Source organism: Salinivibrio sp. VYel1, from assembly GCF_009377945.1.
Lineage (GTDB): Bacteria > Pseudomonadota > Gammaproteobacteria > Enterobacterales > Vibrionaceae > Salinivibrio > Salinivibrio siamensis.
Genome location: NZ_RSAM01000002.1, coordinates 119,503 through 146,117, shown reverse-complemented (window position 1 = coordinate 146,117; position 26,615 = coordinate 119,503). Strand labels below are relative to the sequence as shown.

The 26,615-nt window shown below is 50.0% G+C and carries 24 protein-coding genes; 10 read left to right on the top strand and 14 right to left on the bottom strand.

What is annotated here, in order from left to right; genetic code table 11:
* Positions 1-31: 31 nt before the first annotated feature.
* The gene (gene apt, locus EHW58_RS03275) at positions 32-577 is read right to left on the bottom strand and encodes an adenine phosphoribosyltransferase (RefSeq protein ID WP_152794766.1); all 546 of its coding nucleotides are present in this window, start codon (positions 575-577) and stop codon (positions 32-34) included.
* 37 nt (positions 578-614) lie between these two features.
* Positions 615-1,022, bottom strand: coding sequence for a YbaN family protein (locus tag EHW58_RS03270; RefSeq protein ID WP_152794764.1), 408 nt, complete (start codon positions 1,020-1,022; stop codon positions 615-617).
* 423 nt (positions 1,023-1,445) lie between these two features.
* On the opposite strand from EHW58_RS03270, the gene EHW58_RS03260 reads away from it, so the two are divergent.
* Positions 1,446-1,829 (top strand): hypothetical protein, encoded by a 384-nt coding sequence (locus EHW58_RS03260; protein ID WP_077668771.1) that lies wholly within the window; start codon positions 1,446-1,448, stop codon positions 1,827-1,829.
* Between the two features lie 134 nt (positions 1,830-1,963).
* On the opposite strand, the gene EHW58_RS03255 is transcribed toward EHW58_RS03260, so the two are convergent.
* Positions 1,964-2,608: a DUF2057 domain-containing protein gene (locus EHW58_RS03255; protein WP_172969983.1), complete on the bottom strand. Its 645-nt coding sequence runs from the start codon at positions 2,606-2,608 to the stop codon at positions 1,964-1,966.
* Between the two features lie 91 nt (positions 2,609-2,699).
* Entirely contained in the window at positions 2,700-3,755 is a 1,056-nt protein-coding gene (locus EHW58_RS03250; protein WP_152794762.1) for a porin, read from the bottom strand.
* Between the two features lie 538 nt (positions 3,756-4,293).
* Between EHW58_RS03250 and dinG the strand changes: the two genes are divergently transcribed.
* The 6 genes from dinG to EHW58_RS03220 all read left to right on the top strand — a co-directional run bounded on the left by dinG (position 4,294) and on the right by EHW58_RS03220 (position 10,862).
* Complete coding sequence (gene dinG / locus EHW58_RS03245) at positions 4,294-6,366, top strand: ATP-dependent DNA helicase DinG (RefSeq protein WP_152794760.1); 2,073 nt, start codon at positions 4,294-4,296, stop codon at positions 6,364-6,366.
* A 14-nt stretch (positions 6,367-6,380) separates the two neighbouring features.
* Entirely contained in the window at positions 6,381-7,154 is a 774-nt protein-coding gene (locus EHW58_RS03240) for a TSUP family transporter (protein ID WP_077578509.1), read from the top strand.
* A 23-nt stretch (positions 7,155-7,177) separates the two neighbouring features.
* Positions 7,178-7,729: a primosomal replication protein gene (locus tag EHW58_RS03235; protein ID WP_046073589.1), complete on the top strand. Its 552-nt coding sequence runs from the start codon at positions 7,178-7,180 to the stop codon at positions 7,727-7,729.
* Between the two features lie 14 nt (positions 7,730-7,743).
* Entirely contained in the window at positions 7,744-8,670 is a 927-nt protein-coding gene (locus EHW58_RS03230; RefSeq protein ID WP_172969984.1) for a histone deacetylase, read from the top strand.
* On the top strand, positions 8,667-8,849 hold the full coding sequence (locus EHW58_RS03225) for a DUF2496 domain-containing protein (protein ID WP_077605903.1): 183 nt from the start codon (positions 8,667-8,669) through the stop codon (positions 8,847-8,849). Before EHW58_RS03230 ends, EHW58_RS03225 begins: the two co-directional genes overlap by 4 nt.
* 582 nt (positions 8,850-9,431) lie before the next feature.
* Complete coding sequence (locus tag EHW58_RS03220) at positions 9,432-10,862, top strand: sodium:alanine symporter family protein (protein WP_077578512.1); 1,431 nt, start codon at positions 9,432-9,434, stop codon at positions 10,860-10,862.
* A 106-nt stretch (positions 10,863-10,968) separates the two neighbouring features.
* Here EHW58_RS03220 and EHW58_RS03215 read toward each other — a convergent pair whose 3' ends face one another.
* From EHW58_RS03215 to EHW58_RS03195, 5 genes are all read right to left on the bottom strand, one after another.
* Positions 10,969-11,172, bottom strand: a complete 204-nt coding sequence (locus EHW58_RS03215; protein WP_046073593.1) for a hypothetical protein — start codon at positions 11,170-11,172, stop codon at positions 10,969-10,971.
* Positions 11,173-11,305: 133 nt separating this feature from the next.
* Positions 11,306-12,037: a 3'-5' exonuclease gene (locus EHW58_RS03210; protein WP_077578513.1), complete on the bottom strand. Its 732-nt coding sequence runs from the start codon at positions 12,035-12,037 to the stop codon at positions 11,306-11,308.
* Between the two features lie 9 nt (positions 12,038-12,046).
* Entirely contained in the window at positions 12,047-13,924 is a 1,878-nt protein-coding gene (locus EHW58_RS03205) for a DUF294 nucleotidyltransferase-like domain-containing protein (protein WP_046073595.1), read from the bottom strand.
* Between the two features lie 161 nt (positions 13,925-14,085).
* Positions 14,086-15,702 carry a BCCT family transporter gene (locus EHW58_RS03200; RefSeq protein ID WP_152794869.1) on the bottom strand — a complete coding sequence of 539 codons (1,617 nt, stop codon included), beginning with the start codon at positions 15,700-15,702 and terminating at the stop codon, positions 14,086-14,088.
* 427 nt (positions 15,703-16,129) lie between these two features.
* Positions 16,130-17,746: a BCCT family transporter gene (locus tag EHW58_RS03195; RefSeq protein ID WP_152794867.1), complete on the bottom strand. Its 1,617-nt coding sequence runs from the start codon at positions 17,744-17,746 to the stop codon at positions 16,130-16,132.
* Positions 17,747-18,294: 548 nt separating this feature from the next.
* Here EHW58_RS03195 and EHW58_RS03190 point away from each other — a divergent pair.
* A complete protein-coding gene (locus EHW58_RS03190) occupies positions 18,295-19,527 on the top strand; it encodes a NupC/NupG family nucleoside CNT transporter (RefSeq protein WP_152794758.1) in 1,233 nt (410 codons plus the stop codon).
* A gap of 124 nt (positions 19,528-19,651) precedes the next feature.
* Entirely contained in the window at positions 19,652-20,329 is a 678-nt protein-coding gene (gene yjjG, locus EHW58_RS03185) for a pyrimidine 5'-nucleotidase (RefSeq protein WP_046073599.1), read from the top strand.
* A gap of 85 nt (positions 20,330-20,414) precedes the next feature.
* Here yjjG and EHW58_RS03180 read toward each other — a convergent pair whose 3' ends face one another.
* Positions 20,415-20,720: a hypothetical protein gene (locus EHW58_RS03180; RefSeq protein ID WP_077605900.1), complete on the bottom strand. Its 306-nt coding sequence runs from the start codon at positions 20,718-20,720 to the stop codon at positions 20,415-20,417.
* A gap of 423 nt (positions 20,721-21,143) precedes the next feature.
* Here EHW58_RS03180 and EHW58_RS03175 point away from each other — a divergent pair, with 423 nt between their 5' ends.
* Positions 21,144-21,638 carry a fasciclin domain-containing protein gene (locus tag EHW58_RS03175; protein WP_152794865.1) on the top strand — a complete coding sequence of 165 codons (495 nt, stop codon included), beginning with the start codon at positions 21,144-21,146 and terminating at the stop codon, positions 21,636-21,638.
* Between the two features lie 151 nt (positions 21,639-21,789).
* On the opposite strand, the gene choV is transcribed toward EHW58_RS03175, so the two are convergent.
* The 4 genes from choV to betA are packed head-to-tail and all read right to left on the bottom strand — an operon-like array spanning position 21,790 to position 26,603.
* Positions 21,790-22,992 carry a choline ABC transporter ATP-binding protein gene (gene choV / locus EHW58_RS03170; RefSeq protein ID WP_046073602.1) on the bottom strand — a complete coding sequence of 401 codons (1,203 nt, stop codon included), beginning with the start codon at positions 22,990-22,992 and terminating at the stop codon, positions 21,790-21,792.
* A gap of 10 nt (positions 22,993-23,002) precedes the next feature.
* Complete coding sequence (choW, locus tag EHW58_RS03165) at positions 23,003-23,845, bottom strand: choline ABC transporter permease subunit (protein WP_046073603.1); 843 nt, start codon at positions 23,843-23,845, stop codon at positions 23,003-23,005.
* Positions 23,846-23,899: 54 nt separating this feature from the next.
* A complete protein-coding gene (locus tag EHW58_RS03160; RefSeq protein ID WP_152794756.1) occupies positions 23,900-24,859 on the bottom strand; it encodes a choline ABC transporter substrate-binding protein in 960 nt (319 codons plus the stop codon).
* A gap of 19 nt (positions 24,860-24,878) precedes the next feature.
* On the bottom strand, positions 24,879-26,603 hold the full coding sequence (gene betA / locus EHW58_RS03155) for a choline dehydrogenase (protein ID WP_152794754.1): 1,725 nt from the start codon (positions 26,601-26,603) through the stop codon (positions 24,879-24,881).
* Positions 26,604-26,615: the final 12 nt, after the last annotated feature.

Here is a 26,615-nt window from a genome sequence, read left to right as displayed (position 1 = left end):
GCTAACGCGGGACCCTGCATATAGCCTGGCATTAATGGCCTGCAAATTCACACAAGCTATAAACACTGATCCCAAGCGCGGCCAGCTTTTCTTCACCGCCGATATCCGGCAAGCTTATCACAAACCCAGCGTGTTCTACGGTGCCACCTAAACGGCGCACCAACTTCACGGTGGCTTCTATAGTGCCGCCTGTCGCCAGTAGATCATCAATCACCAGTACTTTATCCCCCTCAGCAATCGCATCACGATGGATTTCCAGGGTATCTTCACCGTATTCTAGCTGATAGTTTTCGCTGATCACCGCGCGTGGCAACTTGCCAGGCTTACGCACTGGCACAAATGGGAGCCCTAGCGCAAGCGCCAATGGTGCACCAAATAAAAAGCCACGTGACTCGGTACCAATCACCTTGGTAAATCCATGATCGCGGTATTGCGCAACCAGGGCATCAATGGTGGCTTGGTAGGCTGCAGGGTCTTCCATTAAGCTGGTGACATCGCGAAATAAGATGCCAGGTTTGGGATAGTCTGGGATGGTTTGAATACTTTGTTTGATGACATTCAAGCTGTCGGTGCTCATGGCCAATTCTCGCCGGTAAAAAACGCAAACCGTCATGTTATGAATTTTCGGCCGAGCCAGCAACAGATTCCGTTTCAGGTAGGCGGAGAAACCAGCATAAGAGCACAATTAGGCAGGTAACCAGTAACGCTTTCAGCCACATCGCCCCGACGATATAAATGGAGAAGCTAAAACTTGCCACTATCATGACGGTCGCGCGTCGTTTTACTTTGCGACTAATCGCGCGCTTTTGGTACCAGTCCGTCAATATCGGCCCGAACGTTGGATGGGCGTGGAGCCAGTTAGCGATGCGAGGAGAGCCTCGCATAAAGCAACCACTGGCGAGCAGCAAAAACGGCGTGGTCGGGAGTACCGGCAAAAAGGCGCCTGCCGCACCCATCGCGACCCATAACCAACCTAACCCGTTCCATAACCAACGCCATGCGGCTGTCGGTGCTTGTTGCATAGTCTCTATTACCCTTCGATTCGAGATGGTCGCGCTTGTTCACTCACGCTAAGTGTAGTGTCAGAGACGATGGAGGTACAGGGTGGCGAATAAGGAATGCCGCACGGCGAGTGAATAAGGCGGTGATTAGCCGCCAAAAATAATGCCAAGCCAAGTGAGACTGGCAGGTAAGGTCGGGATCAGTAATACCAGCAGGAAGCCGATGAAGTACTTGACGTTATAAGGCTCTTTAAAATCATGTTCCATTTTGTTACTTCACTCACAACAGCATAACAACAGTGAGCGGGTACTATAGCTCAGGTCAAGACCGCTAAAAACGGACTCTTTGTAAGGTTTTAGCCGGTTCATTGATTTACATCAGGGTAACAACTTGTGTGACTGCGTCATGATAAAAGTCATTTTAGCCAATCAAGCGAACTGACCATGGATAAAACAACCCTTGCTCAGCTGGGGCGTGAACTTAACCGCGAACGCACTGAGCTAGTAGCAACATTAACCACGCGATTGCGTGAAGACTGGGACAAGCATTGCGAGAACCTCACCATTTCGGATCTGATTAAAGAAAGCCAAGGGGTACCTGGTGCCATCCGATGCCTCGGTGAACGTTTAGAAAAAGTCGATGCGGCTTTATGTGCCATGGATTTGGAGATTTATGGCTTGTGTGCCGATTGTGAAAGTGAAATCCCACTGGATGATTTAATTAAAGACGCCGCCGAGCAGCGCTGCCCACAGTGCCGTGCGTCAAATTATTATCATCACGATCCAGCCACTCGCCGAGCCACAGCAGGAGCACGTAAAACCGTGTGATCGCGAGGTTGACTTTCGCTTGTCTCATCGTGGCTTAAACGGAACGCGCCCAGCATCAGCTGGGCGCGTTTTTTATTGACTATTTAAAGCTGACAAGCGGGTGATACTAACGATCACACATCATCCTGAGGCGTTTAATCTTGGTCAATAATCCAACGACGGAACGACTTACGCTCTTGGTCACTGGCTTTGGTATACCAAAGCTTTAACTGCGACAAGGCATCACCTTTAATAGAGGCTTTACCTTGATCATCCACCTCGACCAATACATCGTTGAGGTTCTTGCTTTCACCTTGGTCGATAATGATACCATTCTCACGGTTATACTCCGCCACCAGCGCTTCCATGTCGGCATAGGCGCCAAAGCCATCGCCCTCAAGTTCAACAGCTTCCAGTGGCATCACATCGCCATTCTCGAATTCAGCTTGCCACTGCGGGCCAGAGGAGAAATAGCTTTTCGCTTGTGATTGCGAACGAAGACGGCTGCTAACGCCAATGGTAGCATCACGTCCATCGACTGTAAGCTCAAACAGATACGGACGGGATGTAAAGATCACTTCTTTGCTTCCCCGCTTGACCTCTCCGTCAAAGCGCATCACCAACTGGTGTGTTCCCTCGCTGAGCTCAATACTTTGCTGTGGTGCCCAGCTTTCAAAGGTCACCTCTTTACCATCTGCAACCAAGAACTCAATATTACGTGCTGATGTAATGGTCGCTGCTTGCGCAGCGCCTGCCGCCAATAAAACAGCGAGTGCGCTGAACCAAGTGACTTTTTTCACGTTTTACCCCCAAAATTACTAATAAAAAAGCCGCCCGAGGGCGGCTTTTAAAAAACCAGTACTACATCAGTAGTGATTGGTTAACGTTCAATTAGAACTTAACTTCTAGACCCGCTAGGTAAGCAGTGTCGAAATCGGCATCTTGACCATCAAAGCCTTCACCGTCAGCTACTGCTAGCTCAACGTAACCAGTTACGTTGCTGTGGAAGCTATGAGTCGCGTTCACGTAAACAGTATCTTGGTCAGCTTTGTTCGATTTTGTGTTGCTATCTGCTTCATAGCGGTTGTAACCGATGGCAAATACGTTTTTACCCATGGTGTAATCAGCTGCAAGGCCAATGGTGTCGACATTAAGCTCTTGAACACCGTCAACAACTTCGTACTCAACCTGGCCGTAAGAAGCTGCAAAGCTAAACGCATCCATTACATAGTCAGCTTCGATATTGAAACCGTTAATATCGCGCTGTCCATCTTCGGTATCGATATCTTGACCGTTGTAAGCATAGATACGCGCATCAAGATCGCCTACACGATAACCGATGCGGCCATCGATGATTTGGTCAGCTTCGCCCTGGTCAACGGTTTGGGGCTCATACTTAGTAGTGTTCTCATTGTAAACAGGTGTAGTGACCGGTCCTGTTACATCATCATCGTTGTCTTCACCGTTAGACTCTAGCAGCGCAGAGATACCTGCGTAAAAAGTGCCGTTGTCATAGACGTACTTAGCAACCTGATCACCGTGTGCGGCAACAAAATCGACTGACTCACCGCCGAACTCTTTGTCTTTACCGTTGCCAGCATCGTCCGCGATCAGGTATTGACGACCGAAAGTAACAGTACCGAAATCACCGCCGAAGCCAACGAAAAGCTCGTCGTTAGTTACATCGCCATCTTCAAATTCATACGCAAAACCGCCTAGGGCGTTGATTTTGTCAGAGATAGCAACGGTAGTGTTGATTGCGATATCACCATCGTCCAGTTTCCATGCACCTTCTGAGTTTTCAGCAAGACCGCTGATGTACTGAACTTCAGTTGCACCAGATGCGTCTACTTTAACGCCGTTTGCGTCATACAGGTTGATGCTTGCTGATGCTGAGCCAGCAGCCAGCAGAGCTGGTACTGCCATTGCTAGAATAGTCTTTTTCATGGTTAATCCACTGCCTTTTCTATTTAGTCATTATGAGTTCCTTCTTGGAACTCTGTTTTATTGTGACTGTCACTCTATTACCAGCAGCAAAAACGCTGCGAAGAACAAAATGCCAGTTCACTGAAACTTCGTGGCTAATCGTGCAGAACATTTGTAGTTCTGTCAACTCGCCGGAAGCGCATTACAATCTAGACAAAAACCGCTTAAAAACAACAATATAGTGATATTTGTTGAACTGAGATCACAGTTTAATTGACTCAACACCCGCCTTTTGATGAAAATAAACAACAAACACTAACAACATAAAACACCAAAAATCACAGTATTTATTGCTTATATTAGAATAAAAAACTAATCAATAGCTTAAATCAGGCGTTTTGTTAATCAAACGGCAGATCAGCAAGATAGCGAAGAATGGTTCAAATTAAATTCGTGACCAAGATCTCATATCTGTAAGGAAATCTTGCAGTTCGCGATCGTTTTCACGTTTTTGCCCCGTGTTATACTAGGCGCCAACCTTTGCAACTCGGACCTGTTGATGCTCAGTCCTGCCGTAAAATCAGACATTCGCGCGTGCTATCAAACGCTACAAGATCAACTTCCCCACTTTATTCCCCGTAAAGCTCAGAACTATTTGGTGGCAGAGCTCGCGAAAACCCTAGCTGGCGATTACGCGCCTAAACGGCGACTATTAGTGGCAGAAGCAGGCACAGGGGTCGGTAAGTCGATGGCCTATCTGATGGGTGCGATCCCGTTTGCACTCAACAACAATAAAAAAGTGGTGATTTCAACTGCGACGGTGGCGTTGCAAGAACAGCTTGCCAATAAAGACATCCCGTTTTTTCATCGCATCTGCCCCAAACCGTTTGATTTTATTTTAGCCAAAGGGCGTCAACGCTATTGCTGTGCACATAAGCTCAGTGCGGTAGCGGACATGGAAAGCATTCAAGGGGCGCTATTTACCCAAAAACCCAAGCGCAGCGAGCAATTATTACTCAACGATCTCTACGCTGCGCTGAATCGGGGTAAGTGGGATGGTGACAGAGACAGTTGGCCAAAACCCATTGCTGATCATCTTTGGCAAGCCATCGCCTCTGATAAGCACACTTGTCATGCCGGTTTGCCCGCCCACCGTGCTTGCCCGTTTGCTAAAGCACGAGAGGCGATGGATAAAGCGGATGTGGTGGTGGTGAACCACAGTTTGCTGCTCGCCGATCTCGAACTCGGCGGCGGAGTGATCTTGCCCGAGCCGGAGCAATGCCTGTATATGATTGACGAGGCTCATCACTTGCCCACTGTCGCGCGAGACTTTTCTGCCGCCAGTGCCAGCCTGTTGGGTGTGGTCAGCTGGCTGGAAAAGCTCAATCAAGCGACGACCAAGTTGGGGAATACCGCTGATATTAAGCGCGCACATCGGTTTGTGGATAGCTTGCTAGACGCGATTCAAACCTTAATCCCAGGCTTACGCGAGGTTAAACAACAGCTCAGTCAATTGCCGCTCAACGATGATGGTTGCTACCGCTTTGCTGATGGCGAGCTCCCCGATGCGCTTACCTCACCCAGTGAGCAACTCAAAACGGCGAGCAAAAAAGCCCATCAGGCATTGGGAAAAATTCATGATTTGATCAATGAGCGTCTGAAAGAAAATGACATTTCGGCAAAACTGGCTGATCCGGCGCTCGCGGAAACGGCTTTTTTCCTGCAACGGTTAGAAAATTTAGAAAAGGTGTGGACCTTGATGGCTCAACCTAATTCGGATAAAGGCGCCCCCTTGGCACGTTGGGTGCGAGCGTGTCGCGAGCGCGAAGGCGACCTTTGGATCCATGTCTCCCCCTTGGAAGTGGGTTGGCGTTTAGACCAAATGCTCTGGTCCCGTGCAGCCGGGGTTGGCCTATTTTCCGCGACCTTACGTGCACTCAACCGGTTCAGTTATTTCTGCCGTCAAGTGGGCTTGAGCGAAACCGACGGCTCGCGTTATTTAGCCTTGCCTTCGCCATTTGATTACGCCAACAAAGCGCGCTTGGTGATCCCGACGATGCCTTGTGAACCTCAAGCGAGCGACTTTACGGATGTGCTGAGCGATAAAATACTCGAACATCTGGAAGGCGAACGCGCCTCTTTGGTGCTCTTCGCCTCCTACTGGCAAATGCAGCAAGTGACAAAAGCGATAGAAAGCACCTGTAAGCAACGGGGCTGGCAGCTGCTTTGCCAAGGGAGCCAGTCGCGTCCCGGATTACTAAAGGCGCATCAGCAAGCGGTTAACGCTGATAAAACCAGTATCATTTTTGGCACCGGCAGCTTTTCCGAAGGCCTGGACTTACCGGGCAACTTATTGACCAACCTCATTATTACTAAGATCCCTTTTGCCGTGCCCACCTCGCCGGTTGAAGAAGCGCACGCGGAGTATATCGAGCGCTGTGGTGGCAACCCGTTTTTACAAATCGCGGTGCCAGAAGCGAGTAAAAAGCTTGTACAATCAGTCGGTCGTCTACTGCGCAAAGAAGAGGACTCTGGTAAAGTAGTGCTTCTTGACCGGCGCATTATCACCCGTAGATATGGCCAATCCTTACTCGACTCGCTACCTCCCTTTACACGCGTGATCGAACCTTAAACTGACGAGTTAACATGCTGGAACTGATTGACCTCTCTACTTTAGTTATTCTGGGGCTGACCGCGTTTGTCGCTGGATTTATTGATGCGGTGGCTGGCGGTGGCGGCATGCTCACTGTCCCTGCTCTATTATCACTTGGCCTGCCGCCGCATGTTGCGTTAGGCACCAATAAGTTGGCCGCGACCTTTGCGTCGAGCACCGCCGCGTTCACTTATTATAAAAAGCGCCTATTTTCTCCCTTATTTTGGCAACATGCGTTTTGGGGCACCTTAATTGGCGCCACGGCCGGCACCCTGCTGGTGGACGTTCTGAGTACCGAATGGTTAGAGAAGGCCATTCCCATTGTGGTGTTGGTCGCCGCGGTGTATACCATCTGGCATCCACACCCTAAAGGCGATAACAACCAGCTACCCGCACGTTGCCCAAAGCTGCCCATAAAACAGTGGAGTCAGGGTTTATCACTTGGCTTTTATGACGGAGTGGCAGGCCCGGGAACCGGCGCGTTTTGGACGGTTTCCACCATGTCGCTCTATCGGATGAATATTTTGCTATCCTCGGGATTAGCAAAGGCGATGAACTTTACCAGTAACTTCACCTCACTGGTGGCGTTCGCGCTGTTAGGCCATGTAAGCTGGGCGCTGGGCTTAACCATGGGAGCCTGCTTAATGCTAGGGGCTTTTATTGGCGCTCACTCAGCCATCCGCTTTGGTAGCCGTTTTATTCGCCCTATTTTTATCACCGCGGTGGTTATTCTAGCGGGCAAACTCGCCGTTGATGCTTGGTTCTAGCCCTCATTGAGAGAGAAAACATCATGAAAGCGCAAATCGATGCCATGGCTCAACATTTAGATCAACTCGCCGTTCAAGCCGCAGAGGTTGATCGTCGCCGAGGAGAAGCCAAGGCACCGCTATTTGCCACGCCACTTTTTCACTGCAAAGGTAAGTTATTAACGCCCTGTGTTAATGAAGCACAAGGCCTGTTAGCCGTGATGCGCCGCGATCATCAGCAAGGGGTACTAACGGATGCGCGAGCCACCCATATTTGCGAAACCTTGTTAGCACAAATCACCGCACTCCAGCGTGAACTTGCCACTCAACCTTTACGTAAGCAAGAACAAGCTCGTCGTGGTCCAAGACGCCAATCTATCGGTGAGCTCTATCAAGACTTGGCCAAGCATCAAGACTGGGAGCGGCGTCTCGCCGACAAACTCCGTGATGCCAACGCCAGTGTTGAGATGGCCTCCAGTCCGGCTGTACGGCAACAGCATCAAAAGCAAGTTCTCGCGCTCGAGCAGCGTCTAGCGCGGTGCACCAAAGCCCGAGAACGCATTGAAACCACCATTACTTACCGGGAAAAGCGATAACGTAAGGAGCGAATGTGCTACCACTGATATACCATCCCATTTACTCTGATTTCCCGCTTCCCGAGGGTCACCGTTATCCACTGCAAAAGTACCGGCTGCTGTTCGAACGATTGCAAGCGCTTGGATTGCCGGTTGCGTTTTACCAGCCCACCGCCGCGCACAGAGAGATCATTGACGCGATTCATGACCCCGCCTATGTGAGTCAATTACTCGAGGGCAACTTGCCTTTGGTAAAAATGCGCCGTATTGGGTTTCCTTGGAGTGAGTCGCTAATAAAGCGCAGTTTAACCTCACTGGGTGGCACCACCTTAACGGTGGATCAGGCATTGCGCACGGGTCTGGCTATCCACCTTACCGGCGGCTACCATCACGCCCATTATGACTTTGGCAGTGGCTTTTGTTTATTTAACGACTTAATGATTGCTGCACGTCATGCCCTCACGCAGCCGGGCATAGAGACAGTGATGATCGTCGATTGCGATGTTCACCACGGTGACGGCACCGCCGCGCTAGCCTCCTCACATCCAGATATTGTGACCTTTTCCGTCCACTGTGAGAAAAATTTCCCCTCGCGAAAACCATCATCAACGCTTGATTTACCCCTCCCGATTGGCACCCAAGATAACGACTATCTCGATGCCTTTTTGCCTTTACTCGACCTTGCACTGGCTCAGCACCGCCCCGACATGGTGATCTATGATGCGGGTGTCGACGTGCATAAAGACGATGCGTTGGGGTATTTGTCACTTACCGCTGAGGGTATTTTTCAACGCGACACAGGCGTGTTATCACGGTGTGCCTCCCACCAGATACCTGTCGCTGCGGTCATAGGAGGAGGCTATCATGACACCCATGAGCAGCTAATCCCGTTGCACGAACAACTGATACAAGCCGCGCTCACCCACTTTCCCGACTTTTCCGCCAGCCTGGAGGTATCATGACTGACTCACATTCTTCCTCGTCAAAAGCACTCGAAGAGGCCCCCGACGACGTTAAACTCGCCGTCGATCTTATTTACTTGCTTGAAAGCCATGCGATCGATACCGACACAGCGCTCTCCGCGATCGATATCGTTAAGCATGATTTGCTGACCAAAAAAGCGGCGTCATCCAGTGAATAAGTCACCTTTATCTACCGGTTCGGGCAAATTCGTTCGACAGTCGGTACGATGAATCGGCGGCAATATGAGGCATTGATCACATTTCGTTCAGCGCGCAAGAAAACGTTATTTAATCAAAAAATACGGAATAATATGCGAAAGACGTCGAGATGACTGCTTTAACATCAAGTAATTAGCGTGCAACCCATTACATTCTTGTTACAGTTTTTAGTGCTGTTATTAACACCCAAGGCCGTTCAAAAAACCAACAGATCAATAATCATCTAGTGTTTTGTCTCACAAATGTCGGTATTATCCGGCGTGCTCCACCTAGTGTATTGATGTGCTAAGACATCGCTATCACTGGCAACGGCGCACTCTGGCAACAGCCCAGCATGGATTCAAAATGCTGTTGCAGATCCAACATCGCGCGTCATAGCAAGCCAGATGTTTTGGTGCTATCGCGCGTTTCGTTGCTCACCTGCATGGACGGCAGAGATCTCACATGGACAGTGGTTGTCGACCCTCGCTCTTTCACGATGAACCTAAGTTCACGTGTTTATCGAGTTAGGCGTCTCCCAACAGACAAAACAGAGTTTAATGATGGAACAACTTAAAAATCTATTTGTGTCCATAGTCGATACAGGTAACGGCCTCCTTTGGGGCAGCGTACTCATTTATCTTTTGATTGGCTTAGGTTTGTACTTCACCGTACGATCTGGCTTTATTCAATTCCGTAACTTTGGCCACATGTTCAAACTCATGGCCAACAGCCGCGATGGCGCGTCAGGTGGTATCTCTTCTTTCCAAGCCTTTAGTACCAGTCTGGCAGCGCGCGTCGGTACCGGCAACATGGCCGGTGTGGCCGTCGCACTCTATCTGGGTGGCCCTGGTGCTATCTTCTGGATGTGGCTAACGGCATTGGTCGGCATGGCAACCAGTTTCGTCGAGTCCACCTTGGCGCAGGCGTACAAAGTTAACCACAACGATAAGACCTTTCGCGGTGGCCCGGCTTACTACATTGAGAAAGGCTTAGGTCAGCGCTGGTTAGGTATTGCGTTCGCTATTTGTCTGATTATCGCCTTTGGTCTGGCGTTTAACGGTGTCCAGTCCAACTCGATTGCTGCAGCAATGAATACCGCGTTTGGCTTTGATGCCTTAGCGGTTGGCATCGGCCTTGCCGTAGTGACCGCACCCGTGATTTTTGGCGGTATGCGTTCGGTTGCGCGTGTGGCGGAGCTGATCGTGCCGTTTATGGCACTGGCGTATTTGCTGGTTGCGCTAGTCGTGGTTGGCATGAATATCGAGCAGCTACCTGCTGTGATCTCCACCATTGTTAAAAGCGCGCTCGGGCTTGAACAAGCGGCGGGTGGTGCAATGGGTTATGCGATCGCGCAAGCGATGATGCACGGTATCAAGCGCGGTTTGTTCTCAAACGAAGCAGGTATGGGTTCAGCACCGAATGCGGCCGCTACCGCAACCACCAAGCCGAATCACCCAGCGGCGCAAGGCTATGTTCAGATGCTGGGTGTTTTTGTCGACACCATCGTTATCTGTACCGCGACAGCATCGATCATCTTGATCTCCGGTATGCTTGAGCCAAATAGCGGCCTAACGGGTATTGCGCTTACCCAAGAAGCATTGGTTAGCCAAGTGGGTGACTGGGGTGCGGCGTTTATTGCTATCGCAATCCTCTTATTCGCTTTCACCTCTATCATTGCCAACTATTCTTATGGTGAGTCAAACATCGAGTATATTTTCCGCTCGAAAAACGCGATTCTGCTCTACCGTATTGCTGTGCTAGCAATGGTGTTGGTGGGATCGATTACCGACTTACCGTTAATCTGGAGCTTTGCTGACTTGTCGATGGGCATGATGGCCGTGATCAACTTGGTGGCGATTGCGCTCTTGTCGGGTGTCGCCTTCGCGCTGATGAAAGACTATGAAGACCAGCGCCGTGCGGGCAAGAACCCAACCTTTGATCGCACCAAGTTCCCGAAACTGGATAAGCAAATCGATAAAGACGTTTGGTAATCCCCTACGGGTCATACGAAAAAACCACCGAGCAATCGGTGGTTTTTTTACACTCACTTTTAAGTCTTAGGCTTGCGCTGGCGCCGTTATACCAAAGTATCTAAGGCTACACGCTCAACCAATAGCCAATGAGTAGGGCGAAAACAAGACACGCGCCCGCATAAAACCCCAACTCAATTTTACGTGCGGTCATGTCCTCAGCCTCTTCAGGCTTTAAAGTGATCCCCCAATACGCAAAGCCAATGGACGATGACAGCAATAGCACACCGAGACCGAACGCTAACCCTTCAACCGCATGGATCAATGTCATTTTTCCTCTCACTTTCGTCACTGACTTGTAGCACGTTGATTATACGCCTTATCAGTCATTACGAAAACCATCAGCAAAGGGTTCATTGTCTCGCCACGAGCCTCTACTTTAGTCGCGAGGACCGTTCCCACGGTTAGCGCCATAGTTCACTGATGGGCGTGTCCGGTGAAAAGTCATGGGCAATTTGCGCTTGCAGTAGTTCAGCCGTTGCCATCGCATCCGTCAGCGCATGGTGGCTCTGGTAAAAGGGTAAGTGATAACGATGACGACTATCGGCTAAACGAATCGACTCGGGCGGGCGACGGGCAATCCAATCCATAAAGCTGCGTTTACCGTTTCTATGTTTGCGCGCTTCTAATTCCATGGTATCGACCATTGGGAAAATGATCCCCTCGCCTAGGCGCTGTTTGATCGCACGGTCCAGAAACTCCCGCTCAATACGGCGATAATGAACCACGACTACTGAGCCGGCTAGTGCGCTCAGTAAAGGTTCAATCACATGCGAAAAGTCAGGGGCATTCACGATATCTGAGTGGGTGATCCCATGAATGACAATCGACGACTCTGCCAACGGCCGGTTAGGGTTAACAATCCAGTGTTGCGCATGCTGACAACGAATGCGATTCAGGGTAAAGGGCACCAAGCCAATACTGACAATCGCATCTTGCTGGCTATCAAGCCCTGTGGTTTCAAAGTCTAACGCCACAAAAGACACCTGGGAGACAGGCGTATCAGGCGATACCCAGCCTTGCTGATAAAACGCTTGCAACGTCTCATGCTGGACCGTCTCACGTTTGGTTTCCAGCATGGCACGCCAATCCACGTGGTCGGCATCCTCTTTTTTTCTCAAATCGAAATGAAGCATACCCTCCCCTTAAGACCGATTCGGCTGATAGCGGAATTTCAAGAATTTCTGCGCGTTACTTAAGATCTGAAATGCATCTTTTAAGTTTCGACGTTCAAAGTCAGATAGGTTCTCTGGCTCAATGTTGTTGTCCGGCTCGCGACCCGCTTCGATGTCTAACGCTTGATGACGAATGCGCACCATAGAGATAAATTCCATCGCATCGCGTAAGTCTGGGCCTCGACCTTTAGGCAAGATCCCCGACTCGATAATATCGTCCAAACGCTCAAAGGAGTTTTGCGAGCGTGAATCGATCGCCAATGAATGTACCCGAATCAGATCGGCCAAAGGTGCCGTGCCACGACGTTTTAAGTTAATGGAATTGTTATGACGCCCGTCTTGCTCCATGACAAAGTCTTTGAAAAAGCCCAGTGGCGGTGTGCGATTGAGCGCATTGCGTGCCATCGCCGCCAAGAAGCGGTTGTTGCGGCGCGCACGACGACCAATAAAGGCTTTAAGTTGCTCTGCCCAGTTAGTACGACCATGGACGCCATCAAGGTCAAAAAAGATATTGCTATCAAGTAGCGATCGCGGACTGGGATTATCAATCCAATCAGCAAAGCATTGCTCCCACTCTTTCAGCGTTTTTCGCCACTCAGGGTTAGTCGCCATAATATTGCCGGTGCAATACGTATACCCACACGCATTCAATCCATCAGAGACACGTTTAGACAAGGCTTCAAAATACGCATTGTGCTGACTGTGATCATAACTATCGTCCAAAATAATGGCGTTATCTTGGTCAGTAACAATTAACTGCTCGTCACGTGCCATTGACCCCATGGCTAAAAAGCAATACGGCACTGGCGGCTCACCGAGCTCTTCCTCAGCAAGCTCAAGCAAGCGCTGTTTGAAACTACGCCCAATCACCGACAACGCGGAGCCTATCATATGTGAATTCGCGTCTTCGTTGACCATACGGACAAAGCAATCTTTCACTTGTTTAGACAAGATGACCAAATCATCCACAGATTGTTGGCGGAAGATACTCGCCACCAAGAACAAACTGTTTTGCGACTCATAGCGCGCGATATCAGACAGTGCGACCACACCAATCGGCTTACCGTGTTGAATCACGGGCACATGATGAAGGTTTGAGCGCAAGATGGTCAGCATTGCCTCAAAGATATACGCATTGTGGTCAAGCGTGATCAGCTGTGGTGACATGATTTCTTGCACTGGCGTCTCATAAGGCAACCCTTCCGCTAAGACGCGATTACGTAAGTCACGATCCGTTATGATCCCCAGTACCGGCTTTATACCTGTATCAGGATCTGGCTCATCGCCCATCACCAGAATAGAAGAGACTGTCTCTTGTGACATGACCTGAGCAGCGTGCTGAACCGAGTCTGTACTGGATATCATTACCGGGTCACGGATAATCAGTTTTTTCACTTTTGAGGTGGTCAAGTCGTTGGCTTCATTATGACTCGAGACCGCTTGGCGCAATCGGGTTCTGTCCTCTACCTCAACAAAATCAGCAAAGTGCTCAAAGTCATCAAAGAGCCGGTTGAACATCGCCTCTGGGATAAAATAGACCAAGGTATCCTCGATCGCTTTGGCGGGCATCCGGACGCGGTTGTTCATCAAAAGGCCCATCTGACCAAAGATATCGCCTTCTGAAATACGGTTATACAAGGTTCCATTCCGGCGAAAGAGCTCGACCGCGCCACTGCGCAGGATGGCTAAATCGTGAATTTCATCACCGTAAGCAAAAATATCGGTGCCTGCACGGTAGTAACTGATTTCAATACTGGTTGCTACCTCAGCCACCACCTCTTCCGGCATCGCGTCAAAAGGGGCGTACTGCGCAAGAAATGTCGCGATTTCAATTTGTTCAGCTTCCATAATGCTCACCTAAACCTGCATTTTATTGAAGGGCTCCCCCTTTGGGGCATCCGTTCTTTCGCCAGCGGCACAGCTCAAGCGCTGGCCGGGTAATAAAAAAGGCAGCCCCGAAGGCCTGCCTTTCCTATCTTAGCTAACAATCAAACAGTTAGCACACCTGTTTATTTCGCGCGTGGCTCAGAAGCCAAGCCTTTAAACAAGGAGACAGTCGCTACCAGGAGCACCACGGCGAATGGGAAGCCGGTGGAGACAGCCATCGCTTGCAACGCCACCAAGCCGCCGCCAAGGATCAGCGCCACCGCCACTAAACCTTCAAAAGTGGCCCAGAACACCCGTTGTGATACGGGTACATCCATTTTTCCGCCCGCCGAGATGGTATCAAGCACCAAAGAGCCTGAGTCGGATGACGTGACGAAGAAGACAATGACAAGAATAATACCAATGAACGAGGTGATCGTCGCAAGTGGCAGGCCTTCAAGCATCGCAAACAACGTCAGAGACAGCTCGGCATCGACAACGGCGGTGTAGCCGTCGTTGACAAACTGGTCAATCGCCGTGCCCCCGAATGACGTCATCCAAAGCACACTGGCCGCCGATGGGATCAACAACACACAGGTAATGAACTCGCGTACCGTTCGACCCCGAGATACGCGCGCGATAAACATCCCGACAAATGGTGACCAAGAGATCCACCACGCCCAATAGAAGGATGTCCAACCTTGGGTAAAGTTGGCGTCATCTCGCCCAAATGGCATCGCCAGTGCTGGCAAGTTTTCTAAATAAGCACCAAGATTCCCAAAGAAACCGGTCAGAATCGCAAGCGTCGGGCCAACCGCAATCACAAACAGCAACAATAAAAACGCAAGGATGAGGTTAAGCTCAGATAGGCGCTTCACCCCTTTATCGACGCCAGCAACAACGGAGAAGATCGCCATCGCGGTGATCACCACCACCAAGATGATCTCGGTCGTTGCGCCTAACGGCGTATCGAACAAGTAATGTAAACCACCGGACGCTTGTGAGGCACCAATACCGAGCGAGGTGGCAAGACCAAAGAGCGTCGCCACAATAGCTAAAATATCAATCACATGACCGGTCCAGCCCCATACGCGCTCACCAAACAAGGGATAGAACACCGAACGGATAGTCAGCGGCAACCCTTTATTGTAAGCAAACAGTGCGAGACCAAGCGCCAGCACCGCATAGATGGCCCAAGGGTGCAGTCCCCAGTGGAAAATGGTCGCGGACATACCTAAACGACGTGCCGCGTCTGTATCCCCCGCGGCGCCGCCTAACGGGGCCCAGTCAGTCCGGATACCATTAGCATTTGTCGACGTGCCATCGAGCGCGGTTTGAAAATGCGTCAACGGCTCTGACACGCCATAGAACATAAGGCCAATGCCCATACCCGCGGCGAAAAGCATCGCGAACCAGCCACCATAGCCAAAGTCCGGTTTGGCTTCTGTGCCACCCAGCCGCACTTTTCCTAACGGCGATACAATCAATATTAAGCAAGCAATGACGAAAACATTGCCTGTCGAGAGGAAAAACCAATCGAGATTTGCAGTCAGCCAAGCACGTAAATCGCCAAAAATCGGCCCCATTTTATTTTGAAAGGCCAAGGTCACAAAGACAAAGGCCATAATCGCCAGCCCTGAGACCATAAATACACGGTTGTGAATATCAAAACCAAACGGGCCGACTTTCAAAGCGACGTTATCCTGACCCACTTGGTAGTCAGTGTCGATCGGGTTCACCTGACCGTCTGGTGTCATCATATCTTCATGGCTTTTATCGCTCACGCGTTAACTCCTTAGTCCGTCGATTCACAAGCCTCTCTGTGTTGCCGAACACTGCCGAAGGTTGCTTGGTATTTAAGCGTGATAAAAACACCAAAAAGGGTGGCAATGACAACACGGTCAGCAAGAATACCATAGAGCGAACGCGCTTTAATTAGGCCCCTAACCGCTTGGTCACTTTGTCATCAAGGTTGTTACACACATACCTTGCCAGCACAGCTTATTTACAACGAAGCAGATCCTTTGAACTCATTCTTTAACAGTTATAACGATTGGATAAAGGTGCTCGCTTTTGGCGCAATCAGGGAAGAAAAACGAACAATAGGTAGGGAAAAACGTAACCAATAAAAAAAGCAGCCCACTTGGGGCTGCTTATAAAACCTTAACGTGACGTTAAGTGTTTGGCTTACGAAGCACGAGGCTCTGAGGCCAAACCTTTAAACAGTGACACGGTAGCAACCAGCAACACAATCGTGAATGGGAAGCCTGTCGACACCGCCATTGCTTGCAGGGCGACCAAGCCACCGCCAAGGATCAGCGCAACGGCCACCAAGCCCTCGAAAGAGGCCCAGAATACACGCTGTGGCACAGGAACATTCACTTTACCGCCGGCAGAAATGGTGTCGATAACCAATGACCCTGAGTCAGACGAGGTGATAAAGAACACCATGACCAGGATAATGCCGATAAACGAGGTGATCGCTGCTAGTGGCAGATCATCTAACATCGCAAACAGTTTCAGTGACAGCTCTGCGTCCGCAACCGCGGTATAGCCTTCATTGACGAACTGACCAATTGCGGTGCCTCCAAAGGCAGTCATCCACAATACACAGGCTGCTGATGGGATGATCAACACACAAGTGATGAATTCACGCACGGTACGGCCACGCGATACGCGCGCAATAAACATACCGACGAATGGGGACCAAGAAATCCACCATGCCCAGTAGAAGGATGTCCAACCTTGGGTAAAGTTGGCATCTTCACGGCCAAATGGCATTGACAGCGCAGGCAAGTTTTGTAGATACGCGCCCAAGTTACCAAAGAAACCGGTTAGGATAGCGATGGTTGGACCCACTGCAATCACAAAGATGAGCAGCAATAGCGCAAGCATCATGTTGATTTCAGATAGGCGCTTGACCCCTTTATCAACACCAGCCACAACCGAAAGAATCGCGGCGCCTGTGATACCCATTACCAGCAACACTTCTGTGGTATCACCTAGCGGTGTATCAAACAGATAGTGAAGACCCGCTGATGCCTGTGAGGCACCCAAGCCAAGCGATGTTGCAAGACCAAACAAGGTCGCGATGATTGCCAAAATGTCAATCACGTGGCCCGTCCAGCCCCAAACACGTTCACCGAACAGTGGGTAGAACACAGAACGCATGGTCAAAGGCAAGCCTTTGTTGTACGCAAACAGTGCCAGGCCTAACGCCAATACCGCGTAAATCGCCCATGGGTGCAAGCCCCAGTGGAAAATCGTGGCAGACATACCCAAGCGGCGCGCCGCCTCTGTATCACCGGCTGCCGCACCCAAAGGCGCCCAGTCAGTGCGAAGACCATCAGCGCCTACGGATGTCCCGCCTAACGCCGTTTGGAAATGCGTCAATGGCTCTGAAACCCCGTAGAACATCAGACCAATACCCATACCGGCTGCGAAAAGCATCGCAAACCAGCCGCCGTAGCTGTAATCGGGCTTAGCTTCGGTACCACCGAGTCTCACTTTACCCAGTGGAGACGCAATCAGCACTAGACAGGCAATAACAAAAATGTTTCCTGCTGAAAGGAAGAACCAGTCTAGGTTTGAAGTTAGCCATCCACGTAGATCCCCAAAAACAGGACCAATTTGGTTTTGAAAGGCCAGGGTGACAAAAATGAAGGCCAAAATAGCCAGCCCTGAGACCATAAATACTCGGTTGTGAATATCAAAACCAAACGGGCCGAGTTTCAGTGCCACGTTATCCTGACCGACCTGATAATCAGTATCGATCGGGTTAACCTTCCCGTCTGGTGTCATCATATCTTCATGGCTTTTATCGCTCACGAGTTAACTCCTTAGTCCGTTTATTCGGAAGCCTGTGAGTGTTGGTGGTGCGCCCATTATTCATTGCTGTTCAAGCCATCTTTACCAGCAATAAAAGACCAGCTGTCACCACACAATCAACTACATTACCACATCTGAGAAAAAATTTAATTAGGCCCCTAACCAAATGTTTACTTTCTAACCAAGCACCGAATACCAACTTCCCTCCATGCCCCGATTTTACTGGCTTTCCCGGTTATTTGAACTCTTTATTTCAGAACAATAAACAATTTTGTTAATAGCGTTTTAGAACGCCTAACACCCTCTTAAAATCATAGTCGTATTTTCCACCATTGCTAAGCAAACATAACGATCGTGAAAGTCATCACGCTTGGGCAACTCGCTTGCTCATATCAAAGACGCCATTGATGAAAAAAAATGCAAACACAAAACACACAAAGTGACACTTGTCACATAAGAAAAACCACGTACAATACCGCCGCAATCGTTTTCCATCTCAAGTTTAACGTTTGTGGAGCAACATCATGCAGTTTGGCATTGGCCTGTTGGGGATTAGCGTCCTCTTTCTTATCGCGATGGGTTTTTCTGAAAATCGATCCGCGATTAACTGGCGCACCGTTGGCGGTGCATTCCTCATACAAATCGTCTTTGCTGGCTTTATCATCTCGGTTCCCCTTGGCCAGCGTATTTTGGCCAACGCGTCTGACACCGTCTCTGCGATCATCAGCTTTGGTGACATAGGCGCAGAGTTCCTCTTTGGCGATCTCGCTAAATTTAAACTCGGTTTTATATTCGCCTTTAATGTATTGCCTACCATCGTTTTTTTCTCTGCACTGATCGCTGTGCTGTACCACATTGGGATAATGACATGGGTCATTAGCCTGATTGGTGGACTACTACGACGTGTACTCGGCACGTCGCGTACAGAATCAATGTCTGCCACCGCCAATATTTTTGTTGGCTCTGTTGAAGCGCCGCTGGTTGTTCGGCCTTTTCTTGCTGCCATGACACGCTCAGAGCTGTTTGCTGTCATGGTGGGTGGGCTCGCCTCAGTGGCTGGCGGCACCATGGTAGGCTATGCAGGGCTCGGTGTGGAAATGAAGTACCTTATTGCGGCGGCGTTTATGTCGGCACCGGCAGGACTCATGATGGCCAAGATCATCGTGCCACAAACCGAAACACCGATGACCCCGACGCAACATCAATCAGTGCAAGACACACAGGACAAACCAGTGAACCTGATTGATGCCGGCACGCAAGGCGCCTTAAGTGGCTTACAAATCGCCATGGCAGTGGGTGCCAGTTTATTGGCCGTGATCAGTATGATTGCGCTCATCAATGGTGGGTTAGGTAAGCTTGGTCCTCTTTTGAACCTGCCTCAGCTAAGCCTTGAATGGCTATTTGGCTACCTATTCGCGCCGGTGGCTTGGTTAATTGGCATTCCTTGGCATGAAGCCATGACCGCAGGCACCTTGATCGGTAAAAAAATCGCAGTGAACGAGTTTGTTGCTTTTGCCGATTTTATGAACTTAAAAGGCCAATTATCCGCCCACAGTCAAGCTATCGTGACGTTTGCGCTGTGTGGTTTTGCCAACTTGACCTCCATTGCCATGCTGATGGGAGGCCTAGGCGGCATCGTACCCGAACGCCGGGGCGATATTGCGACACTCGGTATGCGAGCCATTCTCGCGGCGACACTCGCCAACCTGATGAGTGCGACCCTGGCAGGTCTCTACCTTTCCTTGTCATTCTCCTAGCGTATTCGCTCGCGACCACTCACGCTGTTTCTCACCATGGACGGTGAGTAAACAAAAATGGACTCGAAAACCGCACTGGCACTCTGTTACACTTAGTTAACTTCACGTAAAGAGATGTAATAACATGCGATACCCATGGGTTTTATTCGATGCCGACGAGACCTTGTTTCACTTTGATGCGTTCTCCGGCTTACAACGTCTGTTCTCGCATTACGATGTCGATTTTGACCAGCAGGCGTTTGCAGAATACTCCGCACGCAATAAACCACTGTGGGTACAGTATCAAAATGGGGAAATTGATGCCCAGACTCTACAGACCGAACGCTTTACGGACTGGGGAAAGCGCTTAAACGTCGCCCCTTCTTCCTTAAACCAAGGGTTTTTAGATGCCATGGCAGACATCTGTGAACCATTACCAGGGGCTCGGGAACTCATCAACGCCATTTCCCCGCATGCTCATATCGGTATCATCACTAACGGGTTTACAGCTTTACAAGATATTCGTTTAGAAAAAACAGGATTGAAGGCGGCGATCTCTACGTTAGTCATTTCTGAGCAGGTCGGTGTCGCTAAGCCTGACCCACGTATCTTTGAACATGCGTTTGAAAAAATGGGGCATCCGCCTAAAGAAAAAATCTTGATGGTGGGTGATAACCCACATTCTGACGTTCTCGGTGGCATGCAAGCCGGCATCGATACGTGTTGGTTAAATGTCGATAATACCCCTGTCCCTGAAGATATTGCGCCGACACACCAAGTTGACTCTCTACATCAATTAAAAAATTGGCTACTGCCAACCTAAACAGTGACAAAAAAGAGAGCAAACATGCTCTCTTTTTATCGGCACCGCCATTATTAACGGCGGCTTGAACTCAATCGTGCGTCTTTTAGCTGTGGTCGCCTTTGATGAATGCGGCTTGCTCTACACGCTCACCTTGATCGGTGCTAGCCACAAAGTTGATTGAGCGGCTGTTTTGGTTCTGAGCATGGATAAATACACGACCAGACTCATCCGTTACCTTCGCATCAAGACCCGACTCATTGGCGACTTTAGCGCCTTTTACCGCTTGGCCTTGTTCAGTGACCGTTACCCAAGCGCCCCCTTCTGCAGGGTCTACATCGAGGTTCAGACCACCAGCCATGACAGACGTTGAAGCGAACGTTAGGGCAAAGATTGCAGCAAGTTTTTTCATGGTTTGTTTCCTCTTTCGTAATGGGTTGACAGCTATTAAACGCAAATTGTGCCGGTGATTTGTCACCTCAATGTCTCCATTTCTAAAAATCTGTCTCCAGAGACTCATCAAGGCGCAATCACGGTTCGATATCGTCATTGCGTTATTGCGTTATTGCCGTGGAACGAGAATGAGGTTACGCCTGACAGAACGTGACGACAATCACAATAATATGAATGACTCGTTCGAAAAATTTCACAAGACGGCGGCGGTTATTAGGCGTAGAAAAGAGGAAGATGGGGAATACTCTCCTTACCAGTGATCGACTTCGCTCCCGTCCTCGTTTTCATCCTTGCAACAAGTTGATACTTCCCAAGTCGTCACCAAGGGTTGTAATAAGGCAACTTATTGGGTGGGGAAACGAACGCAAAAGGGAGAACAATGATGTTAACACGCACGATCACGAAATTAGCCATCACTGCGACATTGCTGGTTGGGATGGGAAGCGCCGTCGCTGCCCACCACAAAGGTGAGCATGACATTGTTGATACAGCAATGAAAAATGACGACTTTTCAACATTGGTGGCAACCGTTAAAGCCGCGGACCTTGTTGATACATTGAAAGGAGAGGGCCCGTTTACCGTCTTTGCCCCCACGAACGCGGCTTTCGATAAGTTACCTGACGGCACGGTGGACACCCTACTCAAGCCAGAAAACAAAGACAAACTCACCGAGATCCTGACCTACCACGTCGTCCCTGGAAAAGTAACGGCAGAGCAAGTGATGGGGATGTCTTCCGCGACCACAGTGCAAGGCAGTGACGTAATGATCAAAACATCGTACGGGGATGTCAAAATCGATAACGCTACCGTCGTCAAGCCCGATATCATGACCTCTAACGGCGTTATTCATGTGATTGATACCGTGATAATGCCCTAGTACTTTGTCCGTCTCGCTCAACAAGGGCGCTCGTGAGGCGATATGAGTGAGGCACCAAACCTCGGTACACACATAGATACGTAAAAAAACAGCCTGCTCTTGGAGCAGGCTGTTTTATTCATCTGTCTATAGACAATTCATACACCGAATGTCACGCCGCTTTATCAGTGCACTTTTGTTGAAACTTACCTAACAGCGCGTGGTAGAAGTCATGGTCAGATAAGGTACCAACCAGTTTCCCTTCTTCGATGAGTAACACTGGCTTAACAGTGTGATAGCGAATTTCAATCGCATCACGCATTTCGATGTCAGGCGAGGCAACCACAATGGTGTCGTCTCCAACTTGTGACAGATCTTGAACGTCTTTTTCCCATTCAACGACTCGTAGGGGCTGTGAGCCTGCAGCGGCTGACAAACGACCGCCCTGCTCTGCGGTAACCCAAATATCACGCTGCTCACACACTTTCCAACGGTTGTCGACATGAGGTAAGTCGTCAACAGATTTCATCATCGAACGCCCTTTCAACACGTTCAATGGATTAGTATGAGCAACAAAGTCACGCACGTAATCCGTCTCAGGACGCAGCACAATGTCTTCAGGCTTACCATGTTGAATAAGCTGGCCTGATTCCATGATGGCAATGTTATTACCAATTTTCAGGGCTTCGTCCAAATCATGGCTCACAAACAAAATCGTTTTGTTGAGCTTTTTCTGCAACTCTAGCAACTCATCTTGTAGCTGCGCACGGATCAGTGGATCCAGTGCCGAGAAAGGTTCATCCATCAGTAGAATATCACTGTCCATCGCGAACGCACGGGCCAAGCCAACGCGCTGCTGCATACCACCAGACAGCTCATGCGGATATTGATAAGCCCAGTCGTCCAACCCGACCATTTCTAGCTTTTCCAGCGCTTGTCGACGACGCTCTTTCTTGCTGATACCTTTCATTTCTAGGCCAAAGGCGACGTTATCAACCACTGTCATCCAAGGCATAAGCGCAAACTTTTGAAACACCATAGATGCACGGTTAGTACGAAGGTGGCGAAGCGTTTGCGAGTCAACTGTTGCCATGTCGACCATTCTGTTGCCATCACGGACTTCAAGACTACCGCGGCTGATGGGGTTCAATCCATTCACGGCGCGCAGTAGACTCGATTTACCTGAGCCAGATAAACCCATCAAGACGCAGATTTCACCTTCTTTCACATTGAGTGAGACATTGTCCACGCCCACAACTTGACCGGTTTTCTCGATAATCTCTGAGCGGCTTAATCCATCATCAAGCAGATCCAGTGCTGGCTTAACATTGTCGCCAAACACCACGTCTAAATTTTTAATTGCGATTGCGTCCATGGTTTCCCCCTTATTCGTTGCCTTGATTTGGTGCTTTACACAGGCGGTCAAGAATGATGGCTACCAATACAATCGCCAGACCCGCTTCAAAACCCTGAGAAATGTTGACGGTATTCAGTGCACGAACCACTGGTTTACCGAGGCCATCAGCACCTACCAGCGCCGCGATCACCACCATCGACAGTGACAACATAATGCACTGAGTCACACCCGTCATAATGCTAGGCAGTGCCGCAGGAAGCTCCACTTTAAACAGTAGTTTCATACGGTTAGCACCAAATGCGCGTCCTGCCTCTACCAACTCTTCCGGTACACGGGTAATGCCGAGATACGTCAAACGAATCGGCGCCGCGATGGCAAAAATGATGGTTGAAATCAGACCTGGGACAATGCCCAAACCGAACAGCACCAAGGTTGGGATCAAGTAGACGAACGGCGGTACCGTCTGCATCAAGTCCAATAAGGGCCGCATAATGGTGTACACCAAGGGCCGATGCGCGGCCATTATCCCAAGCGGTATGCCAATTAATACGGAAATCGTTGTCGCGGCAAATACCAGAACAAAGGTTTCCAGCATCTCTTGCCAGTAGCCCAGGTTGAGGATCAACAAGAGCGCACTCACAACAAAGATCACGATGGAAATTCGACGCTGCAGGTACCATGCTAAGGCGGCTGTCATAATGATCGGCCCTGCCGCTGGCATCCATTTAAAAATGTCGACTAATAGTGTGATGGTCGTATCTAAGCCAATTGAGATCGCATCAAAAAAGCCGGCGGCGTTCATGGTTAGCCAGTCAACACCATTTTCCATCCATTGACCGAGTGGGATCTTGTTATCTGTAATAATATTCACAATAAAACCTTAGGGGCGGCGTTAACACCGCCCTCTCCTTCTACACTTTTTTATTTACGCTTCAGTCTTTTTCAGGTACTCAGTGACCGCTTCAACCGCGTTCTCACCATCAACGGTGCTCACGCCGTCTAGCCACTTGTTCAGCACACTTGGGTTATTACGCAACCACTCGCGTGCCGCGGCCTGAGGCTTCTCTCCGTCATTAAGGATTTTGCCCATCATTTCGTTTTCCATCTTGAGGCTGAACTCAAGTTGCTCAAGCATTTGACCGACGTTCGCACACTGCTCGACATAGCCGCTACGTACGTTGGTATGAACCGTGGCACCGCCATAGTTAGGACCAAAGTACTCGTCCGCACCAGATAGGTATTTCATATCAAAGTTGCTGTTCATTGGGTGCGGGGCCCAACCGAGGAAGGCAACCCACTTGTCACGACGAACGGCACGAGACACCTGAGACACCATGCCAGCTTCACTGGATTCGATAAGACGGAAGTCACCCAGGTTGAAATCATCGGTATCGATCATTTTCTGGATCTGGCGGTTACCGTCGTTACCTGGCTCAATGCCATAAATGCGTGAGTCGAACTTGTCAGCGTATTTCGCGATATCTGCGACGCTAGTAACACCCGCATCGTAAACATACTTAGGCACGGCGAGGGTATATTTGGCACCTGTCAGGTTGGCGCGAACGCTGTCGATCGAGCCTTCGTCAAGATACTTTTTGATATCGCCTGTTTGCGTAGGCATCCAGTTACCGAGGAATACGTCGATGTCGCCCGACGCAAGTGATGAGAAGGTTACCGGCAAAGACAATAGATCGGTTTGTGTCTCGTAACCCATGCCTTTCAGCACTTCAGTAGTGATGGCAGTCGTTGAGGTCACGTCTGTCCAACCGATATCCGAAAAGCGGACTGTCTCACACTGATTAGCGGCGGCGCTAAAAGCGACCATTGAGCTCAAACCGACTGCGGTCATCAGAGTTTTGCTGGTTTTACGTTTATTCATTGACATCTTAGTTTCCTTGTAATGCTTACTGATTAGTTTCTAGTGTGTGCTCACCGGCGGTGGCATCATCACTCTGCGCGTTTTGATTGCGTTGCTTGTGCTGCCACTCAGCCGCAATCCATACTGGCACCTGCTCGGCAGGCAAGAGTGGCTTTTCAAGGATCATGTCAGCGGCGCGCTCCGCTACCATGATGGTTGGGGCATTTAGGTTGCCGTTAGGGATTGTCGGGAAGACAGACGAGTCCACCACCCGCAACCCTTGAATTCCACGCACACGGCACTGCTCATCAAGCACAGCCAATGCGTCATCGTCGGCGCCCATTTTGCAAGTACACGAGGGGTGATACGCGCTTTCCACGTTGTCTTTCACCCAACGGTCAATCGCTTCATCAGACTGAACATCATTGCCCGGCTGAATTTCATCGCCGCGGAAGGTATCCATCGCGTTTTGCGCCATGATTTCACGGGTCAAACGGATGGTGTCACGCCAGTCTTGGCGATCTTGCTCGGTGGTAATGTAGTTAAATAGGATTGACGGCTTATCGTGCGGATCGGCTGATTTGATCCGAACGTGACCGCGGCTCTCTGGTTTGTTCGGGCCAACGTGTACCTGAAAACCATGGCCATCAAACGCGGCTTTGCCGTCATAGCGCATCGCTGCAGGCAAGAAGTGATACTGAACGTTCGGCCACTTCAATCCTTCACGAGAGCGAATAAAAGCGCATGACTCAAAGTGGTTGGTGGCCCCCAGCCCCTTACGGGTTAAGATCCACTCAGTGCCAATCATGCCTTTGCTGATAAGGCCCAGCTTGCTATTAAGCGTAATAGGCTGTTTGCAGTGGAACTGGAAGTAGACCTCGAGGTGATCTTGCAGGTTTTCACCCACACCCGGCAGTTCATGCTTAACGTCTACGCCAGCTTTCTCCAGCACATCACGTGAACCAATCCCTGATAGCTGCAGCAGCTGTGGCGATCCCACAGAACCCGCACTCGAAATGACTTCTTTGTCGGCCATCACATGCTCGATGTTGCCGCCTTTTTCAAATTCCACGCCCACCGCGCACTTGCCTTCCAACAAGATGCGGCGGGTGACCACACCTTTTTTCAAGGTCAGGTTGCTGCGCTTCAGTGCGCGGCGCAGATAAGCGTTCGACGTAGAAGCACGCACGCCCTTATCGACGGTCATGTGCATAGGGCCAAAGCCCTCTTGCTGATAACCGTTGTAATCGTTTGTTTCGGGATAGCCTGCTTCGACACCCGCATCAATAAAGGCTTGATACAGCGGGTTGAGTTTCATGTCGTTACCGTTACATGTGCCCACAGGCCCCTGACCGCCACGGTAAGTATCGGCACCGCCAGACCAGGTTTCTGCGCGCTTAAAGTACGGCAAACAGCTCGCGTAATCCCAACCGTTAGCACCGTGCTCAACCCACTCTTCAAAGTCACAAGCGTGACCGCGGACATACACCATGCCATTAATCGATGAGCTTCCCCCCAGCACTTTGCCACGCGGGCAATGCAGTTGGCGGCCGTCAAGGCCTGGCTCAGGCAAAGATTCAAACTGCCACGCGTAGCGTTTGGTATTCATCGGGATCGATAGCGCCGTTGGCATCTGAATAAAAATGCTCTTATCGGTACCACCGGCTTCCAGCAATAACACTTGATGTTGGCCTGACTCGGTCAGCCGATCAGCCAATGCGCAGCCGGCCGAACCCGCGCCGACGATAATATAATCGTAGCGTTGTGACATATTGGTCGCTCC

Excerpts from the sequence above, each read along its gene's own strand:
- apt (WP_152794766.1), bottom strand. The coding sequence starts at position 577 with ATGAGCACCGACAGCTTGAATGTCATCAAACAAAGTATTCAAACCATC.
- EHW58_RS03270 (WP_152794764.1), bottom strand. The coding sequence starts at position 1,022 with ATGCAACAAGCACCGACAGCCGCATGGCGTTGGTTATGGAACGGGTTA.
- EHW58_RS03260 (WP_077668771.1), top strand. The coding sequence starts at position 1,446 with ATGGATAAAACAACCCTTGCTCAGCTGGGGCGTGAACTTAACCGCGAA.
- EHW58_RS03250 (WP_152794762.1), bottom strand. The coding sequence starts at position 3,755 with ATGAAAAAGACTATTCTAGCAATGGCAGTACCAGCTCTGCTGGCTGCT.
- dinG (WP_152794760.1), top strand. The coding sequence starts at position 4,294 with ATGCTCAGTCCTGCCGTAAAATCAGACATTCGCGCGTGCTATCAAACG.
- EHW58_RS03240 (WP_077578509.1), top strand. The coding sequence starts at position 6,381 with ATGCTGGAACTGATTGACCTCTCTACTTTAGTTATTCTGGGGCTGACC.
- EHW58_RS03235 (WP_046073589.1), top strand. The coding sequence starts at position 7,178 with ATGAAAGCGCAAATCGATGCCATGGCTCAACATTTAGATCAACTCGCC.
- EHW58_RS03225 (WP_077605903.1), top strand. The coding sequence starts at position 8,667 with ATGACTGACTCACATTCTTCCTCGTCAAAAGCACTCGAAGAGGCCCCC.
- EHW58_RS03220 (WP_077578512.1), top strand. The coding sequence starts at position 9,432 with ATGGAACAACTTAAAAATCTATTTGTGTCCATAGTCGATACAGGTAAC.
- EHW58_RS03215 (WP_046073593.1), bottom strand. The coding sequence starts at position 11,172 with ATGACATTGATCCATGCGGTTGAAGGGTTAGCGTTCGGTCTCGGTGTG.
- EHW58_RS03210 (WP_077578513.1), bottom strand. The coding sequence starts at position 12,037 with ATGCTTCATTTCGATTTGAGAAAAAAAGAGGATGCCGACCACGTGGAT.
- EHW58_RS03205 (WP_046073595.1), bottom strand. The coding sequence starts at position 13,924 with ATGGAAGCTGAACAAATTGAAATCGCGACATTTCTTGCGCAGTACGCC.
- EHW58_RS03200 (WP_152794869.1), bottom strand. The coding sequence starts at position 15,702 with ATGATGACACCAGACGGTCAGGTGAACCCGATCGACACTGACTACCAA.
- EHW58_RS03195 (WP_152794867.1), bottom strand. The coding sequence starts at position 17,746 with ATGATGACACCAGACGGGAAGGTTAACCCGATCGATACTGATTATCAG.
- EHW58_RS03190 (WP_152794758.1), top strand. The coding sequence starts at position 18,295 with ATGCAGTTTGGCATTGGCCTGTTGGGGATTAGCGTCCTCTTTCTTATC.
- yjjG (WP_046073599.1), top strand. The coding sequence starts at position 19,652 with ATGCGATACCCATGGGTTTTATTCGATGCCGACGAGACCTTGTTTCAC.
- EHW58_RS03180 (WP_077605900.1), bottom strand. The coding sequence starts at position 20,720 with ATGAAAAAACTTGCTGCAATCTTTGCCCTAACGTTCGCTTCAACGTCT.
- EHW58_RS03175 (WP_152794865.1), top strand. The coding sequence starts at position 21,144 with ATGTTAACACGCACGATCACGAAATTAGCCATCACTGCGACATTGCTG.
- choV (WP_046073602.1), bottom strand. The coding sequence starts at position 22,992 with ATGGACGCAATCGCAATTAAAAATTTAGACGTGGTGTTTGGCGACAAT.
- EHW58_RS03160 (WP_152794756.1), bottom strand. The coding sequence starts at position 24,859 with ATGTCAATGAATAAACGTAAAACCAGCAAAACTCTGATGACCGCAGTC.
- betA (WP_152794754.1), bottom strand. The coding sequence starts at position 26,603 with ATGTCACAACGCTACGATTATATTATCGTCGGCGCGGGTTCGGCCGGC.